Origin of the sequence: Ligilactobacillus pobuzihii E100301 = KCTC 13174 (assembly GCF_000349725.1) — a bacterium.
GTDB lineage: Bacteria > Bacillota > Bacilli > Lactobacillales > Lactobacillaceae > Ligilactobacillus > Ligilactobacillus pobuzihii.
Map to the genome: position 1 here is coordinate 39,247 of NZ_KB714697.1, position 13,951 is coordinate 53,197.

15 protein-coding genes and 1 pseudogene are annotated in these 13,951 nt (G+C 36.1%); 13 read left to right on the forward strand and 3 right to left on the reverse strand.

Going from position 1 to position 13,951, the window contains the following annotated elements:
- Window positions 1-105: 105 nt before the first annotated feature.
- Together LACPOB_RS0106475 and LACPOB_RS0106480 are read right to left on the reverse strand one after the other, a co-directional pair.
- Window positions 106-2,760, reverse strand: coding sequence for a YfhO family protein (locus LACPOB_RS0106475; RefSeq protein WP_017868016.1), 2,655 nt, complete (start codon window positions 2,758-2,760; stop codon window positions 106-108).
- 228 nt (window positions 2,761-2,988) lie between these two features.
- On the reverse strand, window positions 2,989-3,225 hold the full coding sequence (locus LACPOB_RS0106480) for a hypothetical protein (RefSeq protein WP_017868017.1): 237 nt from the start codon (window positions 3,223-3,225) through the stop codon (window positions 2,989-2,991).
- Window positions 3,226-3,661: 436 nt separating this feature from the next.
- On the opposite strand from LACPOB_RS0106480, the gene rpmG reads away from it, so the two are divergent.
- The 9 genes from rpmG (at window position 3,662) to glnA (ending at window position 9,766) form a co-directional block, all read left to right on the forward strand.
- A complete protein-coding gene (gene rpmG, locus LACPOB_RS12470; protein ID WP_010496280.1) occupies window positions 3,662-3,811 on the forward strand; it encodes a 50S ribosomal protein L33 in 150 nt (49 codons plus the stop codon).
- A 53-nt stretch (window positions 3,812-3,864) separates the two neighbouring features.
- Entirely contained in the window at window positions 3,865-4,452 is a 588-nt protein-coding gene (locus LACPOB_RS11870) for a 5-formyltetrahydrofolate cyclo-ligase (protein WP_017868018.1), read from the forward strand.
- Window positions 4,449-5,102, forward strand: a complete 654-nt coding sequence (locus LACPOB_RS0106490) for a rhomboid family intramembrane serine protease (protein ID WP_017868019.1) — start codon at window positions 4,449-4,451, stop codon at window positions 5,100-5,102. The genes LACPOB_RS11870 and LACPOB_RS0106490 overlap by 4 nt, the downstream gene beginning before the upstream one ends.
- A 29-nt stretch (window positions 5,103-5,131) precedes the next feature.
- Entirely contained in the window at window positions 5,132-5,350 is a 219-nt protein-coding gene (locus LACPOB_RS0106495; protein ID WP_017868020.1) for a YqgQ family protein, read from the forward strand.
- Between the two features lie 16 nt (window positions 5,351-5,366).
- Window positions 5,367-6,326 carry an ROK family glucokinase gene (locus tag LACPOB_RS0106500; RefSeq protein WP_017868021.1) on the forward strand — a complete coding sequence of 320 codons (960 nt, stop codon included), beginning with the start codon at window positions 5,367-5,369 and terminating at the stop codon, window positions 6,324-6,326.
- Between the two features lie 66 nt (window positions 6,327-6,392).
- Complete coding sequence (locus tag LACPOB_RS0106505; RefSeq protein ID WP_040532955.1) at window positions 6,393-6,782, forward strand: rhodanese-like domain-containing protein; 390 nt, start codon at window positions 6,393-6,395, stop codon at window positions 6,780-6,782.
- Between the two features lie 110 nt (window positions 6,783-6,892).
- A complete protein-coding gene (gene miaA, locus LACPOB_RS0106510) occupies window positions 6,893-7,831 on the forward strand; it encodes a tRNA (adenosine(37)-N6)-dimethylallyltransferase MiaA (RefSeq protein WP_017868023.1) in 939 nt (312 codons plus the stop codon).
- A 177-nt stretch (window positions 7,832-8,008) separates the two neighbouring features.
- Complete coding sequence (locus LACPOB_RS0106515) at window positions 8,009-8,398, forward strand: MerR family transcriptional regulator (RefSeq protein WP_017868024.1); 390 nt, start codon at window positions 8,009-8,011, stop codon at window positions 8,396-8,398.
- A gap of 24 nt (window positions 8,399-8,422) precedes the next feature.
- Window positions 8,423-9,766, forward strand: a complete 1,344-nt coding sequence (gene glnA, locus LACPOB_RS0106520) for a type I glutamate--ammonia ligase (protein WP_017868025.1) — start codon at window positions 8,423-8,425, stop codon at window positions 9,764-9,766.
- A 155-nt stretch (window positions 9,767-9,921) separates the two neighbouring features.
- On the opposite strand, the gene LACPOB_RS0106525 is transcribed toward glnA, so the two are convergent.
- Window positions 9,922-10,329 (reverse strand): hypothetical protein, encoded by a 408-nt coding sequence (locus LACPOB_RS0106525; protein WP_017868026.1) that lies wholly within the window; start codon window positions 10,327-10,329, stop codon window positions 9,922-9,924.
- A 309-nt stretch (window positions 10,330-10,638) separates the two neighbouring features.
- On the opposite strand from LACPOB_RS0106525, the gene gmk reads away from it, so the two are divergent.
- The 4 genes and pseudogenes from gmk to LACPOB_RS13075 all read left to right on the forward strand — a co-directional run.
- Entirely contained in the window at window positions 10,639-11,259 is a 621-nt protein-coding gene (gene gmk / locus LACPOB_RS0106530) for a guanylate kinase (protein WP_017868027.1), read from the forward strand.
- A complete protein-coding gene (gene rpoZ, locus LACPOB_RS0106535; RefSeq protein ID WP_017868028.1) occupies window positions 11,256-11,456 on the forward strand; it encodes a DNA-directed RNA polymerase subunit omega in 201 nt (66 codons plus the stop codon). Before gmk ends, rpoZ begins: the two co-directional genes overlap by 4 nt.
- A 151-nt stretch (window positions 11,457-11,607) precedes the next feature.
- A complete protein-coding gene (coaBC, locus tag LACPOB_RS0106540; protein WP_017868029.1) occupies window positions 11,608-12,792 on the forward strand; it encodes a bifunctional phosphopantothenoylcysteine decarboxylase/phosphopantothenate--cysteine ligase CoaBC in 1,185 nt (394 codons plus the stop codon).
- Between the two features lie 63 nt (window positions 12,793-12,855).
- Window positions 12,856-13,951, forward strand: a pseudogene (locus LACPOB_RS13075) (primosomal protein N' family DNA-binding protein); the annotation flags it as partial.

A 13,951-nucleotide genomic window follows, 5' to 3' on the forward strand; every position in this document is an offset into this window, starting at 1 on the left:
GTAACAACGGTTACGCTATTTTAGTCCTTTTGCTTGCTAAGACTCGAAATAATGTAATCATCATTATAAAGCGTCTTTTAAACATCTTTTGTCTCGCTTTGATTTTTATTTAGCCCGAAAATGTTTGTAGTGGCGCACTTCAAGTATTGCTAACAATAAAAGCGACAGGGTAGTTATTAAAAGACCAGTATACAGGTATGGTGGCGTAAACTTCATTGACACCGTATGATGGCCCTTCGAAATGTTCGTCCCAATAAAAGAATTTTGCAATTTAAAAGCTGGTACTTTTTTACCATCGATTTTAACTTGCCAGCCTTTTGAATAAGGAATCGTAGTTGCAAAAATTTGATCATTATTGTTGATATTTATTTGTCCAGTTAAATAACGATTATTGATTTTTTTGACATGCCACGATTTTTGTTTGACTTGCTTCAGTTTTTCTTTTGTTAGTTGACTATCCAACTGGTACAAAACGAAGTTATCTAAGAATAAGGAATTCTTCTTAAATTTAGCAGTCAGCGTGACTTCCGTGTTTTTTGAATGATCAGCCACATTTAAAATAACGTTGTTACGAAATGTGCCATAATGATACATTGGATGACTGCCAGTAAATGTTTCGACATTTGTCTCTTCTAATCCCGGACCAAATGTTAGATAGTAAGGATCGTTAGTCTTAGGAGTAAATTTGAAAATAACCTGAGCAGGTTCTTTTTTATTTTTCTTTTTCAGTAGAGAACCCGTTAAATTAACGGTTTTATCTGTGTTTTGGAAAACAACTTCATTAAAGTTTTGTGATCTAAAATACTTTGTCGTCGGCCAAGTCCCAGTAGCTGCATTAAGCCAAGCCGTTTGATAATTTACCGGATCATTGTTTGGCAACTTAATGTTCTTCAAAGCAGAGTTAGCACTATAACCGAGAGTGGCAGCATATGGATTTTCATATAATTTAGTCAAACTCTTATCCCTGATCTGATCATATTGCTGTAATTCAGGCCTGATCGTTAGGGGAGTTAGTGCCTTGTGTTGCTGATCTTTAGCAGTGATCTCACTTGCTTCTTTGGGTGTAGAAAAATATTTCATTCCTAACAATGAATCACTGATCAAAGTTCCGTTCGAATACGTCACATAGTTGTCACCATCAGGATTCCCAAGTTGACCATAAAAGTCAGGGATACTTTTTTCTAAAGCAGAGCTAAAGTAAGAACCGGTGTTTAAATCATGGTTGATCCCGTCATTTTTTGTGCGAGAATATGTTTGTCCAGTACGATATAAGCCGGAATCAATTGCTTTTAACGACCGACTATCACTTGAGAGTGCAGCAGTTGGTTCAGTGTATTCTTTTTGACTAAGGTAACTGATGTTGTTTAAAGATAAGACAGCATTGGTTAGCATCTCCGCGCCAACGACCAACAATAAAAGCAACAGTTTATTAAAAAGATTTTTCTTGGCCTCGCCAGGATGTATCAATAATGGAGTTAATGTTGCGGTGGCAAATAAAGTTGAGCAAATCAGTGTTTCTTTAGACACGAATGATAACTTTTTTAAGTTCATCCAGGAAGCAAAAATAATTCCTGCATATATTAGAGCAAGAAGCACTATTTTAGTAGCTGATACATCTAATGAATGCTGATAATTGATAGCTGCCAAATAGATCATCCAAAAGCTAACTACAAATGAGAAACGGTATGGATACCAGACTGGAAATTGCATACCGTGCCATAAAAGATCTAATGGCTCAAAACACAGCGATAATATTAAAAAAGCTGTGATGACTAAGGAAACGATCCGTGTTTTTGACTTAACGTTTTTGTTCAAAAAAAAGAGTAGAAAGCCAAAGAGTACGAATGAGCCCACAAAAATATTTGGAAGTCCAGTAGACATTTGTTTAAAATCAAACGAACCCACTAATAATTTAGATAACATTTGTAAGGGCGGATATTCGATTTTGGCGTGGATCACACTTGTTGTGTATTCACCTTTACTGCTTTGTAAGGAAAAAAGGGTAGGTAATAAGACCAGACAAGCTATTCCAGCAGCAAGTAATGATTGGCTAATAAATAGTGCAGTATCTTTAAAAAAATGCTTGACTGACACGAATCTGTCAGTTTCGACCCAAATAAAGAACAGTACCAAAAAAAGTGCGATCATGTAACCCATATAATAGTTTGAGATCATCATTAGACCTAACCATAAAGAATAACTGACTCCGTGCCTTTTTTTCAATAAATTCAATAACGCATTAATGATAAGTGGTAGAAAAACTAATGCATCCATCCATAACAGGTTAAGTTGATTGGCAATTGCCCAGCCCATTAACGAATAAATAGTTGCAAAGACAGGGACCAGTGCTCCAGATTGAACTTTTTGCTTTTTTAGCAAGCGGCCAAACGTATAGCCGCTACACCCATATTTAAGCAAAGTCACAAGCATTACACCTGCAGTGATCGATTTGCCCGGAAAAAAGAGAAACAAAAGATTGAAAGGGCTGAGAAGATAGTAGGCAAATTCCCCGAGCATTTCTCCGCCAATAGCTTTATTAAAAGAATAAAAGAAATTACTAGGATCATGTAGTAAAGTATTTCTAAAAAAGGAAAAGAAGTCAATGTATTGTTGACCCATGTCGACCGTGAGTAAACTACTATTTCCAAAAGGAAACATTTTACGATAAATAAAGTAACCAAGCATTAAAACCACGGGAATCCAAAAACTAAGGAGTAAAAGTAGGTGTTTTTTTATGTAACTGTTGATCTTAAATTTCATTAGTTAAAAACCTTCCAGCTTTAAATTAGTTGTTTCAAATAAGTTGTTTTGAATATGACAACTTAACAAGAATAACACAGTTAATTTTGAATTTCAGTATTTAAAAGTGCCTTAAAGATAATCTTATAACAACAAAAAAATTGCGCAAATAAAAAAGATTTGCACCGAAGTACAAATCTTTTCTTAAGCTTTATTCAGAATACGTTTTCGATAACGATTACATTTTAATTAAACTAAAATCTCACGTTCAACGAACATTTTATGTTCGTTTCTTTCAGTTTGATTTTCAACTTCGTTTACCTTGTGACATTCAAAGAGTAGTGTTTTTAAATCTTGCCCTGAAAGTGTATAAGCTTCTCCTACGGCCGCTACCTCTGGATGGTATTTTTTCAAAGCGCATGCATTATTTTCGTCAACATATACATCGAAATCGCCGAAATTAGCTTGATATTTTAAATTATTCATAATACGGTCACTCTCTTTCTTTAAGATACTGACTCTATTTTACATCTTTATTTCGCTCTGTAAAGGCTTTCACAATGATATAATATCATTTTTATAGAAATGATTGCCGTTTTTTCGCTAGTTGTAGGTATTAGAAAAAATAATAAAAATTTTTTAAGTTCAGTTGATCGTATAAAATGTTTTTGATATTTCACGCAAGAATAGTTTGTTAGGATACATATTAGTAAGAAGCCATGAACCTTCGGACTAAAAACCATTTTAGAGCTTATTTAACGGCTATGACGTTTTTAGTGATTATTTGCCGACCTGTCAAGGAAAAATACTTAACAAAAAGCAAAAAAAACTGGTAATCATTAATAAAAGATGGTATTATATTAACGTTGAAGACGCGAAGGTGTCTTTTGAATACGATAAGGTAGTTTGGAGGGTCAAACAGATGCGTGTACACATTACATTAGAATGCACAGAATGTCATGAACGGACATACTTGTCAAGCAAAAATAAACGTAATAATCCTGATCGCCTCGAGCTGAAGAAGTATTGCCCACGTGATCATAAAGTTACATTACATCGCGAAACAAAATAACAACAGGAAAAGCTCCTGTTGTTTTTTTTCTATAAAGAAAAAGGAGTTTGTTAATGTTCTCAAAAGAATTCATGCGCAAACAACAATTAGATAAATTAAAATTACAGGCTAAATGCTGGTCAAAACTTGGCGGTGAATTAGCCATCTATCAAGAATTATTATCTTCTGAAATTTGGAAAAATGCGACTACTGTTGGAATGACCTTAAGTGAACCATATGAATTTGATACGAAACCTTTGATCACGGCTGCTTTAAATAGTGGGAAAATAGTAGCAGTTCCGCGGACGTTACCCCATCGCCAACTACAGTTTTGTCGACTTCTTCCAAAAATTGAGGCTGGTCGCTCAAATTTCGGAGTTTTAGAGCCTGTGATTGGAACACCTCAAATTTCGCTAAATGAGCTAGATTTACTGGTAGTACCGGGTTTAGCTTTTAGTGCAGCTGGGGCAAGATTGGGCTTTGGTGGGGGATTTTATGATCGCATTTTAGGTAAGTACAAGGGCGAAGTTGTAAGTTGTGCTGAATCAGCACGCTTTTTTTCTGAAACAAAATGGGAAACTGAAATAACTGATCAAGAGATCCCCAATATTCTCACGGTTTCAGGGTGGTTTTCTAAAAATGGAGGAGAGTTTAAAAAATGACACAACGGGCGCGACCTACTGCAACTTACATTTTGATCATTATCAATATTGTGGTTTATTTATTGATGACAATTGCTGGTGGAAGTGAAAATACTGCGGTATTAATTGGATTTGGTGCGAAAGTTAATCAATTGGTCGCCCATGGCCAATGGTGGCGTTTGTTTACACCAATGTTTATCCATATTGGATTACAACATATTGTTTTAAATATGGTAACTCTGTATTTTATTGGTTTACAAATCGAGGCTTTATTTGGTAAGTGGCGTTTTGTGCTATTATATTTAATTAGTGGTTTAGGCGGTAACATTGCGAGTTTTGTTTTTAGTCCTAGTATTTCGGCTGGTGCCTCAACTTCAATTTTTGGCTTGTTTGGCGCCTTTTTGATGTTAGGTGAATCATTTAGACAAAATCCATATATTAAAGCGACTGCTAAACAATTTTTAATTTTAGTAATTTTAAACTTGGGCTTAGGTTTTACTGGAATAGATATTGCTGGACATCTTGGTGGTCTTCTGGCTGGGTTTTTAACAGCTTATGTTGTTGGGGTGCCAAATTTTGGTCAGATCCCAACTAATAAAAAAGTATTGTCTGGAATAGCATTAGCAATAATATATGTAATACTTGCTGTAGCCGGTTTCAAACAGTATTGATTTCCGCTATAATAGAAAGGATGGTTCTTTTGAAAACTCTTTATGATGTTCAACAATTATTAAAACGCTTTGGCGTCTTTGTTTATGTAGGGAAACGTTTGTGGGATATTGAGTTAATGGCCTTGGAAATAGATCATTTACGTGGGTCGGATGTGATCGATCAGGGTGAATTTGTTAAAGCAAAATTAGTTTTAGAACGTGAACATAAGATCGAAGAACAAAGAGAACAGTTAAAAAATAAAAATTAGCAGGAGGAACAGTTTGATGGATAAGAAATTGATCGGAATCGATTTGGGTGGTACAACTATTAAATTTGGGATCTTGACTACAGCTGGTGAGATTCAACAAAAATGGAGTGTTGAAACTAATATTATGGACGATGGTTCGCATATCGTACCTGATATTATCGAATCGATCAATCATCATCTTGCGATATACAATATGCCTAAAGAACAGTTTGTGGGTATTGGTATGGGTACACCAGGGACAGTTGATCTAAAAGCAGGTACGGTGATCGGTGCTTATAATTTAAACTGGAAAACAACGCAAAATGTTAAGAAAGAGATCGAACAAGGGACGGGTATCAATTTTGTAGTAGATAATGATGCTAATGTCGCTGCTTTAGGAGAGCGCTGGAAAGGTGCTGGGAACAATTCTGATGAAGTTGTGTTTGTCACTTTAGGGACCGGAGTTGGCGGTGGTGTTATTAGTAATGGTCAACTTTTACATGGACAAGGTGCTGCTGGTGAGATCGGACACATGAATGTTCATCCAAATGGTTATTTGTGTACTTGTGGCGGCCATGGTTGCTTAGAAACGTATACCTCAGCAACTGGTGTGGTCCACATTGCACGTGATAAGGCCGAAGAGTTTGCTGGAGAATCACAGTTAAAACGATCTTTGGATAACGGAGTAGATATTACCTCGAAAGATGTGTTTGACTTGGCTAAACAAAATGATACCTTAGCCTTGAGGGTCGTTGATGAGGTCTGCTATTATCTTGGCTTTGCATGTGCTAACATTGCTGCTTTGACCAATCCAGAATATATAGTGATCGGTGGCGGTGTTTCTGCTGCAGGCGATTTTTTGTTGACGCGAGTCGCTACTTATTTTGAAAAATTTGCTTTTCCAACTATTAAAAATACAACACATTTGCGTTTAGCTGAATTAGGTAATGATGCCGGTTTGATCGGTGCAGCGTCTTTAGCTTTAAAGTTTAATTAAAAATAACCGTATTGCATAAGAGTGAAGGGAGTTTTATCAGTGTTTGTTTTAGGTAATTTGTCAGTTATGGGTTGGATCAACTTGGTATTGATCTTAATTCTAGTTTGGCTGTTCGGTGGTCAATTTTATACGTATTTCATTGGAAAAAGACATGCAACTATCGTAAGCAACGAGGATTTTAAAAAAGGAATGCACCGTGCACAAGTGATCGACGTACGTGAACCTAACGATTTTAAAAAGGGACACATTTTAGGTGCTCGGAATATGCCATTTTCTCAATTTAAGTTATTTAAAGATAGTTTGCGCAAAGACATGCCAATTTATTTATATGATGACACAAAAACTGTTGCGCCGCGAATGGCATCTAAATTGCATAAAAATGGCTACAATGATATTTATATTTTGAAGTCTGGTTATGATAAATGGGATGGAAAAACTAAAAGCAAACGTGCATAATTACAGTAATTTTAGGAAATGAGTTTATTTAATAGGCTCATTTCCTTTTTAATATAGCGTAGATAAAAAATTCTAGAAAGTAAACTCATGAATGATAGGGAGTGAAAAATTTGGCGCAAAAAGTTTTAGTTATAGTTGGTCCGACTGCCGTTGGGAAAACCGATCTTTCGATCAAATTAGCGCATTTATTTAACGGCGAGGTTATTTCTGGAGATTCAATGCAAGTTTATAAAGGCCTGGATATTGGTACTGCTAAAGTAACAAAGCAAGAAATGGAGGGCGTTGATCATTTCTTGTTGGATATTTTACAACCATACCAAAATTTTTCTGTAGCTGATTTTGTTAACTATAGCCAAGAAAAAATTGAACAGATCAGTGTGAGAAAGCATTTGCCTCTAGTAGTTGGTGGGACTGGTTTGTACGTGCAAGCACTAGTAGATGAATTTAGTTTAGGTAGTACCAGTAATTTTGGTGATAAGAATGTTCGGATCCAATTAGAAAATTTTGCAGCTAAAAATGGGAAAAAAGCATTATGGCACAAGCTAGATGAAATTGATCCAACTGCAGCAAAAAAAATCCCTGTTAATAATGAAAGACGAGTGGTCCGCGCATTAGAAGTTTATCAGCAAACTGGGCATTTGTTTTCTGAACAAGATGATACTGCTTCAGGTAAATTAGATCCTCTGATCATTGGATTAAATACTGAGCGTAAATTATTGTATCAACGAATCGATTCTCGAGTTGACCAAATGGTGGATAATGGTTTACTAAAAGAAGCCCATGCTCTTTATGAAGCTGGCGGTGTTGAACTATCAGCTGGGAAAGGCATCGGATATAAGGAACTTTTTCCTTATTTTGCGGGTGATGAAAAATTAAATGATTGTATTGAAGCGATTAAAAAAAATTCACGTCATTATGCTAAAAGACAGTTAACATGGTTTAGAAATAGAATGAATGTTTTATGGTTTGATTTAGTTTTGCATCCAGAACAAATAAATGAGATCGAACAGTTGATATCTAAGTGGTTAAATGATGAAAAAATAAATTGATCTAATTCTATAAATTTGATTTGGTCTAGGTGTATATTTGGTACCTTTAGGTTAAAGTAATGTAACAATATCTCTTATAATTAGGCATTTTTAACTCGTGTCATAAAATGTAACATTAACTATTGACAAGCTTTGGACTACTTGCTATTATTGATAAGTAGTTTCGGGAGGGATTTTATGAAGGAAAAAGAGTTAAGGCGCTCCCTTTCAGTCTTACCAATCGGAACGGTAATGAAACTGACTGATTTGTCGGCGAGACAGATCAGGTATTATGAACAGCAAGGCTTAGTGATCCCTGAGCGTAATGAAGGTAATCGCAGAATGTATTCACTGAATAATGTGGATCAACTGCTTGAAATTAAAGATTACCTCAGTGAAGGAATCAATATGGCTGGTATCAGACATATCTATGAACAGCAGGCTCAAAAAGAACACGCCAAAAAAGGACAGATGCAAAAATCATTAACAGATACAGATGTTCGCCGAATTTTACGTGAAGAGATCAAAGCTGTTGGAGGTTTGGCTGATCGAGCCGATAAACTTTCTGTGCATAAAAAGAAATTGTAGGTTAACAAACAAAGGAGCATGCAAATGGCAAAACCAACGTACACCAAAGATGATATCCGCCGAATTGTTAAAGATGAGAATGTTCAGTTTTTACGCTTAATGTTTACTGACTTATACGGCACCATCAAAAATGTTGAGGTTCCGGTTAGCCAATTAGATAAATTATTAGATAATAAATTAATGTTTGATGGTTCATCTATTGATGGTTTTGTAAGAATTGAAGAGAGTGATATGTGGCTTTACCCTGATTTGTCGACATGGACGATTTTTCCATGGGGCAGTGAATATGGCAAAATAGCTGGAGTAGTCTGTGAAGTGTATAATTCAGACCGAACCCCATTTATGGGTGATCCACGGAATAATTTGATCCGCATTTTAAGTGAGATGAGAGAATTAGGTTTTACTGATTTTAATATTGGTACTGAGCCTGAATTTTTCTTGTTCAAGCTAAATCCCACTACACACGAGCCAACGACTAATTTAAATGATCAAGGAAGTTACTTCGACTTAGCTCCTGTTGACTTGGGCGAAAATTGTCGGCGTGAGATCGTTCTTGAACTTGAACGCTTGGGCTTTGATGTGGAGGCTTCTCATCACGAAGTTGCTCCTGGACAGCATGAAGTAGATTTTAAATATGCTGATGCATTACATGCGGCTGATAATATTCAATTATTTAAGCTGGTTGTCAAAACAGTTGCTCGGAAACATGGTTTACATGCAACTTTTATGCCAAAGCCTTTATCAAGCATCAATGGATCAGGGATGCATGTTAACATGTCACTTTTTGGTAAAGATGGAAACATATTTTATGATGAGTCTACAGAATCTAAATTATCTCAAGATGCAATGTATTTCTTGGGTGGTTTATTGGAGCATGCTCGTGGATTTACAGCTATTACTAATCCAATAGTTAATTCATATAAACGTTTGGTACCTGGATACGAAGCTCCAGTTTATGTCGCTTGGTCAGGTCACAACCGTTCGCCCTTAGTTCGTGTTCCAGTAGCACGTGGTGCATCAACACGTTTGGAATTACGCAGTGTTGATTCAACAGCTAATCCGTACTTAGCGATCGCTGCGATCCTTGAAGCAGGGTTAGATGGTTTACGTAACAAGATTGAACCCCCAAAGCCAGTTGATCGTAATATTTATGTGATGACCGAAGAAGAACGCCACGAAAACAACATCGTTGACCTGCCGTCAACTTTGCATAATGCATTAAAGGCATTAAAAGATGATGATGTAATTTTAAGTTCTATCGGTGAACATTTATCGGCCAGTTTCCTAGAAGGCAAGCGAATCGAATGGGAGGCATACCGTCAGGATGTTTCGCAATGGGAAAGAAAACAATATTTTGAACAGTATTGATTTATAACTAAAAGTGAAGTTGTGACAAAAGCAGCAGTACTTAGAAAATTAGCTTGTAAAAAATAAAGATTGCGACATAAAGGCAGACGTAAAAGGCCACTATGTCGCAATCTTTATTTTTAGCGTTAAATTTCTGATGTTGTGTTAGACCACTTTTAGGAAGTTTTCCGCAATCGTGTACGGGTTTTTAATGTAGTGGTTGGGGTGACCGTATTAGTACTGCTACTCATTGAAATACCTACGATTTGCTTTTTAAAAACAATTCTTGTTAGTTTTTTGTTATGGGGTGTTGTCATAAAATAAACATCCTGATGACGGTGGTCTTCAAATAATTGGCCTTCGATCATTTCGGTATGTTGACCAGTTTGAATGTTAAGTTTAATGATCGTTTGATTTTTAAGAGCATTGTCAATAAATGAATTGATTTGAAAAGCGGGCATTGTAGGAGTTTGCTCCTGTTCTAGTACTTGATCAGGGTCAAAAAAATCATTCCAATTTTTGAGAATTGATTGAAAATAAAAGCGAACCTTAGCAAGTAAGAAACTGGTTGGTTTGAATTTCATTGTAGTACCTCCGCGTATTTAAATATGGCAAAAAATATTTGACTGAACGTTTGTTTGTCTATGTTTATTATAGAACAAAAGTTCCCGAACGCAAGTTCATTTTTTGCGTTATTTTCAGCGTTTACACTAAAACACTGTGAAATAGCTATTTTTGCTTGTTATTTTTTTAAAAATTAATATAATTTAGTCATTTTAAAAGAATACAAATAAAATAAAAATTTTATTTGTGTTTCTTGGGGGACAAGCTTGAAAAAAGTGGCTAAAAAGTGCATTATAGTAGTTAAATATTTATTTGAGGAGTTTTAGTGCATGTCTAAAAGAGGAATGCTGATCGTGCTTTCGGGTCCGTCTGGAGTGGGTAAGGGAACGGTCAGAAAAGAGATTTTTTCGCAACCAGGCAATAATTTTGATTATTCGATTTCAATGACCACTAGAAAGATGCGACCAGGTGAAGTAAATGGTAAAGATTATTTTTTTGTTTCGAAAGAGGAATTTGAAAATGAAATCGAAACTGGCGGCATGCTTGAATATGCACAATATGTTGACAACTATTATGGAACACCCTTAAAATATGTAAATGAAATGTTGGATGCGGGGAAAGACGTATTTTTGGAAATTGAGGTCAAGGGTGCTATGCAAGTCCGTGAAAAAGTTCCAGATGGTTTATTTATTTTCCTAACTCCACCTGATTTAATGGAACTTAGGCAGCGTATCGTTCATCGCGGGACCGATGACCTTGAAACTATCAATAAACGGATGCATCAGGCTGTTGCAGAAATAGAAATGATGCAAAACTATGATTATGCAGTAGTAAATGACGAAGTTCCTGTAGCTGCTGAGAAAATTAAAACAATTATTCGTGCTGAACGTTGGCGAGTTAAACGTTTCTTACCGGATTATAAAAAACAATTAGGAGATGCTTTAAAATGATTTTATACCCATCAGTTGATAAATTGTTAGACCAAGTTGATTCACGTTACTCTTTGGTAATGCTTGCTGCTAAACGGGCACATGAACTTGATGAAGGTGCAATGCCTTTATTAAGTGAATATACCTCCAATAAAAATGTTGGTCGTGCACTTGAAGAAGTAGAAGCAGGAGATTTAAAGATCTCTGATCATAAATAAAAATAAGCCTCATTAAAAATAATTGCTCATTACTTTCAATAGCTGACGACAGCAAAGTCGAGTGTTTCTATGAAAGTAATGAGCACTTTTTTATTACCGCTAAAATTGATACAATTAGAGATAATATTAGTCAGTGAAAGGAACGAAAAATGTGAGTAAAAATCATGTAGCAATGTATATTACCGGTGGAATCGCAGTTTATAAAACCGCCCAGTTGGCTCGACTTTTTATTAAGGCGGGTTTTGAAGTGCGAGTTGCAATGACATCAGCTGCCCAAAAATTTGTAAATCCTAAAACATTTGAAGTTTTAACGAATCATCATGTTTATAATGATTTTCAGGCTACTGAAGAGCTGGAATTTGTTCCACATATTGCATTGGCGGATTGGACAGATATGGCAATAGTTGTACCTGCTACAGCCAACGTTATTGCTAAAATGAGCAATGGGCTTGCTGATGACTTTGTCTCTACAGCATTGTTGGCCACAAAGGCCCAAAAATTTGTGATCCCAGCAATGAATGAGAATATGTGGCAGCAAGTAGTTACACAAAGAAATGTCCAGGCCTTAGCTGAAGATGGAATCAAGGTCATGCCGCCAGCAACTGGTTTTTTAGCAGAAGGGTATAATGGACATGGAAGAATGCCCGAACCTGATGATATCTATCAATGGATCGTAGCCAAAAATGAACAAAAACAAGATCTTAATGGTATCAATGTTTTAATTACTGCTGGTCCAACCGTTGAAGAAATCGACCCAGTCAGATATCTGACAAATCGTTCCAGTGGAAAAATGGGTTATTCTTTGGCACAAGAGGCTGCAGATCGTGGTGCAAATGTGACATTGATCAGTGGCCCGACCAAATTGGCTCATCCAACAAATGTAACTGTGATAGATATTATGTCTGCCAAGGATCTACAGCAAAAAGTTGAATCTAAATTTGCACAAAATGATTTTGTGATCATGGCAGCGGCTGTTTCTGATTTCCATGTTAAAACAATTGCAGACCAAAAAATAAAGAAAAACGGGAAAAATCTTCAGCTTGACTTAGTGGCTAACCCAGATATTTTAGCTGGTTTAGGTCGCATAAAAGTCCATCAACGTCTAGTTGGCTTCGCTGCAGAAACACAAAATTTATTAGAGAATGGCAACAAAAAATTAAAAGAAAAGAATTTAGATATGTTGGTGTTAAATGATGTTTCTCGTTCAGATATTGGATTTAATTCCTCCGAAAACGAAGTACGTTTATTACAGCCAGAAAAAGAACCAAAGTTGTTAAAGAAAAACACCAAAGAAAACATTGCAAATGAAATTTTAGACCAGCTGCTTATTTTATAATAATTTAAAGAGGGGAAAAACGTGAGTGAACAATTTGTTGAAGTGATAGTTGATGTGCCTTCAATGCAGACAAATCAGGCATACACATATGCTGTACCGACAGAGTTGATAAACCAAGTGTTTCCCGGAATGCGTGTGATCGTACCTTTTGGCAATAGAAAAATCCTAGGATTTACGACTAAAATTATTTCGAAAAGGCCTGATGTTTCATTTGATTTAAAAAACATCGAGGAAGTATTAGACTTAGTCCCTGTATTAAATAGGGAAATGTTGGAATTGGCGAACTGGTTGGCTAAATGGACATTTTCTTTTAAAATTTCATGTTTGCAAGTCATGTTGCCCGCTGCAATGCGTGCTAGTTATAATAAATCGATCAGATTGATCAGTACGGACGTTTCAGATGAGGTTAAAGCTTTATTCGGCCAGGAAGAGGAGTTGCCGTTTGACAGTAAAACATTGACTCCGGAGTCTTTTAAAATCTTGTCTAAATTAAATCGTGACAAAAAAGCTGAAGTTATTTATCAAGTTCATGACCGTGCTCGTTCTAAAAAAGTTACGGCAATTACTAATTTACTGACTTCTGCTGAAATATTAATTCAAAAAGATGCACTACGTACAAATGCAGTTAAATCCGCCAAGTTATTAGATTTTTTGAATAACTTAGGTGATAAGACGATGATCTTGAAAGAAGCGATGCAAAAAAGTGGTCTATCTTCAGCGATTTTTTCGCAAGGAGAAAAAAAAGGTTGGCTTAAAAAGATTAAAGTAGAAAAATATCGTGATCCTTATCGTGACACAAAGATAAAAAAAACAGAACCTAAAAAACTACAACCGGCACAAGAAAATGCAGTCACGGAAATCAATCAAGCGGTGGTTGAACAAAAAAATCAGGTCTTTTTACTACAAGGAGTTACTGGTAGTGGAAAAACAGAAGTTTATTTATACACGATCGCCTGTGCTTTAAAGAATCAACGAACAGCTTTAATGCTAGTTCCTGAAATTTCGTTGACTCCGCAAATGGTACGTCGAGTAAAGTCACGCTTTGGTTCTAACGTGGCCGTTTTGCATAGTGGTTTGTCCGAAGGTGAAAAATTTGATGAATGGCGTCGGATCGAACGTCATGAGGCTACGGTCGTGGTGGGGGCCCGTTCGGCAGTTT

Bases quoted from the DNA above. Each gene is read 5' to 3' on its own strand.
- LACPOB_RS0106475 (WP_017868016.1), bottom strand. From the start codon at position 2,760: ATGAAATTTAAGATCAACAGTTACATAAAAAAACACCTACTTTTACTC.
- LACPOB_RS0106525 (WP_017868026.1), bottom strand. From the start codon at position 10,329: ATGAAATTCAAACCAACCAGTTTCTTACTTGCTAAGGTTCGCTTTTAT.
- glnA (WP_017868025.1), top strand. From the start codon at position 8,423: ATGGCAAAACCAACGTACACCAAAGATGATATCCGCCGAATTGTTAAA.
- LACPOB_RS0106500 (WP_017868021.1), top strand. From the start codon at position 5,367: ATGGATAAGAAATTGATCGGAATCGATTTGGGTGGTACAACTATTAAA.
- LACPOB_RS0106515 (WP_017868024.1), top strand. From the start codon at position 8,009: ATGAAGGAAAAAGAGTTAAGGCGCTCCCTTTCAGTCTTACCAATCGGA.
- LACPOB_RS0106480 (WP_017868017.1), bottom strand. From the start codon at position 3,225: ATGAATAATTTAAAATATCAAGCTAATTTCGGCGATTTCGATGTATAT.
- LACPOB_RS11870 (WP_017868018.1), top strand. From the start codon at position 3,865: ATGTTCTCAAAAGAATTCATGCGCAAACAACAATTAGATAAATTAAAA.
- rpmG (WP_010496280.1), top strand. From the start codon at position 3,662: ATGCGTGTACACATTACATTAGAATGCACAGAATGTCATGAACGGACA.
- LACPOB_RS0106490 (WP_017868019.1), top strand. From the start codon at position 4,449: ATGACACAACGGGCGCGACCTACTGCAACTTACATTTTGATCATTATC.
- LACPOB_RS0106505 (WP_040532955.1), top strand. From the start codon at position 6,393: ATGGGTTGGATCAACTTGGTATTGATCTTAATTCTAGTTTGGCTGTTC.
- gmk (WP_017868027.1), top strand. From the start codon at position 10,639: ATGTCTAAAAGAGGAATGCTGATCGTGCTTTCGGGTCCGTCTGGAGTG.
- rpoZ (WP_017868028.1), top strand. From the start codon at position 11,256: ATGATTTTATACCCATCAGTTGATAAATTGTTAGACCAAGTTGATTCA.